This is a genomic window from Pseudanabaena cinerea FACHB-1277, from assembly GCF_014696345.1.
Classification (GTDB): domain Bacteria; phylum Cyanobacteriota; class Cyanobacteriia; order Pseudanabaenales; family Pseudanabaenaceae; genus Pseudanabaena; species Pseudanabaena cinerea.
Genome location: NZ_JACJPY010000156.1, coordinates 1 through 4439 on the forward strand (window position 1 = coordinate 1; position 4439 = coordinate 4439).

General features: G+C 44.9%; 5 protein-coding genes. 4 read left to right on the forward strand and 1 reads right to left on the reverse strand.

Annotation, left to right across the window (positions count from 1 at the left end; genetic code table 11):
* Positions 1-66: 66 nt before the first annotated feature.
* Positions 67-567: a GNAT family N-acetyltransferase gene (locus tag H6F44_RS22245; RefSeq protein WP_190353270.1), complete on the reverse strand. Its 501-nt coding sequence runs from the start codon at positions 565-567 to the stop codon at positions 67-69.
* 392 nt (positions 568-959) lie between these two features.
* On the opposite strand from H6F44_RS22245, the gene biuH reads away from it, so the two are divergent.
* The 4 genes from biuH to H6F44_RS22265 all read left to right on the forward strand — a co-directional run.
* The gene (biuH, locus tag H6F44_RS22250; protein ID WP_190353271.1) at positions 960-1643 is read left to right on the forward strand and encodes a biuret amidohydrolase; all 684 of its coding nucleotides are present in this window, start codon (positions 960-962) and stop codon (positions 1641-1643) included.
* A gap of 164 nt (positions 1644-1807) precedes the next feature.
* Positions 1808-3370 (forward strand): ABC transporter ATP-binding protein, encoded by a 1563-nt coding sequence (locus H6F44_RS22255; RefSeq protein WP_407681886.1) that lies wholly within the window; start codon positions 1808-1810, stop codon positions 3368-3370.
* Between the two features lie 4 nt (positions 3371-3374).
* A complete protein-coding gene (locus tag H6F44_RS22260) occupies positions 3375-3716 on the forward strand; it encodes a cupin domain-containing protein (protein WP_190353274.1) in 342 nt (113 codons plus the stop codon).
* Positions 3717-3785: 69 nt separating this feature from the next.
* A partial coding sequence (locus H6F44_RS22265; RefSeq protein WP_190353272.1) for a cysteine hydrolase family protein occupies positions 3786-4439 on the forward strand: 654 nt, incomplete at its 3' end.

Here is a 4439-nt window from a genome sequence, read left to right on the forward strand (position 1 = left end):
GGCGCTTCGCGCCGCAACGCCAGTTATTGGGTTTTAATGCCAAATTAAAGAGTGGCTAACCATTTTTTAGTTTGGATACCAAAACATTCCTTTGATGCCTTCGGGATCGACATTAAACCCAAGTTGCTGATAAAAATCCACAACATGGGCATCGGCAAATAAACTAATATTACTAATATCTGACTTGCGTAACTCGCGGATCATTTCTTCCATCATTGCTTTCCCTAAACCTTTACCCTGAAATTCAGGATGAATCACCACATCCCAGAGGGTGGCATTAAAAGCATGGTCAGAGGTTGCCCTTGCAAAGCCAATCAAACGGCGAAAGCCGCCGCGATGCTCCCATATGGACAGCACCACAAAACTATGCTGCAATGCCACCCGCACTTTACGAATCGGTCGCCGCGCCCAACCCACGGCATCGCATAGTTCTTCCAGTTCGTAAAGATCGATATCTTTTTCGGTGCTAAAAAATATCTGTCCGCTTTGGTTTGGTACTTGGCGAAGTTTCGTTTTTTTGGTTGGTTCGAGGGTATCAGAACCAAATAAGCTTTTCCAGAACCCCATGTGTCAGCGATCGCTCTATGAATTAAAATCTTGTATCAAAACCAATCCAGATATATAAAGCATTTTAATATATTTATCGAACCCCTTTCAGGAATATATCAAGAAATATAGTAGAAATTATTTTCACAGCATAAACTTATAAAAATGACATTTGAGGCTACTTTTATAAATCTATCGGATATTTGAATCAGTGTCATGATCAGGAAGGGTTTTTAAATAAAATTAATAATTTTTTTTAATAAATTTTAAATAGAGAAAAAAAGCAGCGATTTCTTTATCTAATATTAGTTTCTAGGGAACAGTCTGAGTTACCTCTTAGTATCACAATTTAATCTGGCTCTTAGCAAACAGATCTTAACAACCAGCTCGTAACAAGTTAATAACAAAAATTTATGTATATTGACGCAACTCCTTACCCATATCCCTATAACGGCGATCTGCGACCTGACAATACGGTACTAATCATTATTGATATGCAGACGGACTTTTGTGGTGTGGGTGGCTATGTAGATAAGATGGGCTATGACCTGTCCTTGACCAGAGCGCCCATTGAGCCGATCAAAAAAGTCTTAACCCTATTTCGCGAGAAAGGCTTTCACATTATTCACACCCGTGAGGGGCATCGTCCTGACCTGTCGGATCTGCCCGAAAATAAGCGCTGGCGATCGCAGCGTATTGGTGCAGGTATTGGCGACCCAGGCCCTTGCGGCAAAATTTTAGTACGTGGTGAAGCAGGTTGGGACATCATCCCCGAACTATATCCACTGCCCAATGAGCCAATTATCGATAAACCTGGCAAAGGCTCATTTTATGCCACTGACCTCGATCTGATTTTGAAGCGTAAGGGTATTCAAAATGTAATTCTTTCTGGGATTACCACCGATGTGTGTGTGCATACCACCATGCGCGATGCCAATGATCGCGGTTATGAATGTCTAATGCTGTCGGACTGCACGGGCGCAACCGACTATGGCAACCATCTGGCAGCCTTAAAAATGATCGAAATGCAGGGAGGTGTATTTGGTGCAGTTAGTGATTCTGAAACATTGACTACAGCAATTATGCAGAACTTGTAATTAGATTTATGATCGAAATGTAAAATACGCCCCTGTGTAACCCAGTCATGGAAAACTCGATCCCTGACGATCTTGAAGTCAATTCTAGCAATCTTGATGATCGCCCTGATTCTGCTGATAGTCCGCCTAAAAATTTGGTTGTAGAAGAATCTATGAAAGAGTCAATGCCCTCTATGACTGTTCCTGCCAGCGTTTCTGCCGACACCCTGCGATCGCATCTGCCCCCAGAACTAGAACTGGTCAATGTTTCCAAAAAGTTCGGCAACTTTATCGCTGTCGATAATGTATCGCTTAAGGTTGCCCCAGGCACATTTCATGCACTGCTTGGTGAAAATGGTGCGGGAAAAAGTACCCTTGTTAAGTGCATTATGGGCTTTCATGCCGCCACCCACGGCGATATTCTGATTAACAAACAATCCCGCGATATCAACAGCCCCCGCGATGCCTATCATTATGGCATTGGTATGGTTTACCAACATTTTACGGTTGTGCCTGCGATGACGGTAGCGGAGAATCTTTTGCTGGTGCGTCCAGATACGCCTAATGTGATCAATTGGAAAGAAGAATATGCAAAATTAGAAGAGTTTATGGCATCTTCTCCTTTCAAAATTGACTTAAATTTACCGATCTCGCAACTGGCGGCGGGTCAAAAACAAAAGCTGGAGATTCTCAAACAACTCTATCTCAAGAGCAAAATTCTGATTCTGGATGAGCCAACCTCCGTATTAACACCACAGGAAGCCGATGAGGTGCTGGGATTGCTGCGCGAAGAAGTTACTGCAGGACGCTTGAGTGTGCTGATGATCAGTCACAAGTTCCGCGAAATCACCACTTTTGCCGATCATGTGACAGTGTTACGCAAGGGCAAGTTTGCGGGTACTGGCTCCACGAAAGAGCTGTCGGTAACGGATATGGCGGCGATGATGTTGGGCGAAGCTAAGGAAGCGCGTCAGGTTGCCAAAACTAAAGTTGATAGCGATCAAATTGTTCTAGATGTACGCAATCTCCACGCCGATCGCGACAATGGTTTAGAAGCAATCACTGGGATTAACCTGCAAATTAAGAGCGGCGAAATTGTGGGCATCGCAGGTGTGTCGGGCAATGGTCAGCGCGAACTAGTGGAAGTTCTCTCTGGGCAAAGGATTGCCACATCGGGTGATGTCTTTGTCAATGGCGATCGCTACAAGGCTACCCGCAAGGAAATGTACAGTCATCAAGTATTTTCTCTGCCCGAAGAACCCCTTCGCAATGCCTGTGTCCCTCATATGAGTGTTGCCGAGAACTTGGCACTGCGTACCTTTGACCGTCCACCACAGGCTAAGGGTGGAGTGCTGCTTCTGTTTAAAGCAATCCGAGATACTGCCAAGAATTTGATTAAAGTATTCTCAATTAAGACCCCTTCCGCCGATACCCCTGTGGGCAATCTTTCGGGTGGTAATGTGCAGCGTACAGTCTTGGCACGGGAGCTATCAGCCGAAAAAATCAAACTGTTGATTGTCGCCAACCCCGTATTTGGGCTAGACTTTGCGGCGGTAGAATACATTCACAATCAAATTGTGGAAGCCCGAAATCGCGGTGTCGCTGTGCTGTTGGTCAGTGAGGATCTCGATGAAATCTTAACCCTTAGCGATCGCATTCTGGTGATGAGTGAAGGTAAGCTAGTTTACGAAAGCACCAGTGCTGAAGCAGACTTGGCGGCGATCGGGCAGAAAATGGCAGGACATTAAACTAATGCAATTCTTTCCTAATCTGATTGATCGTTCTAGCTATGACGATTTACCTTGGCAGCCCTTTCGCGAAGGGGTAGAAATCTACCCTTTGTACAAGGATGAGAGCAGAGAAAATGGCGCAAGTGCAGCGTTATTACGCTATATAGCAGGGGCAAAAGTGCCTTACCATTCCCACAGTGGCTATGAGCATATTCTCGTGCTTTCAGGTTCTCAATCCGATGCTAATGGTATCTATCCTAAGGGTTCCTTTGTGATTAACGCTCCCGATACTAGTCATCAGGTTTCTAGCGCAGAGGGTTGTGTGGTGCTGATTGTCTGGGAAAAGCCCGTAATTATCCATTAATGCCTTGTTAGTATGGCGCGGGACGCTCCATACTAACAAGCTATTTTTATTATTGAGGAATATTTATTTATGTCGGCGATCGCTGCTCAGCCTTACGAATATACATTGCCTGAAACTAGTAAAGTCGCTCTAGTAATTATTGATATGCAGAGAGACTTTTTAGAACATGGCGGTTTTGGCGATGCTTTGGGTAATGATGTTACTCAACTACAAAGCATTGTGCCGACCGTGAAAAGGTTACTGGAAACCTTTCGATCGCTAGGCTTACCCGTAATCCATACGATCGAGGCGCATCAACCCGATTTATCAGATTGCCCACTCTCTAAACTCAATCGGGGCAAAGGCGATCTCAAAATTGGCGATCGCGGCACAATGGGCAGGATTCTCATTGTTGGTGAAGATGGTAATAATATTATTCCTGAACTCACCCCCAAGGAAGGCGAGATCGTAATTGTCAAACCTGGTAAGGGGGCTTTTTGTCGTACTTCTTTAGAGGAGATTTTGCAACAGGAAAATATTACCCATTTACTATTTACAGGTGTAACTACTGAGGTCTGCGTTCAAACCACGATGCGGGAGGCGAACGATCGCGGCTATGAATGCCTTTTGATCGAAGATGGCACTGCCAGCTATTTCCCAGCATTCAAATCCTCCACGATCGAAATGCTCCGCGCTCAAGGTGGCATCATTGGCTGGACAGCTAACGCCGATGACGTAATAGCG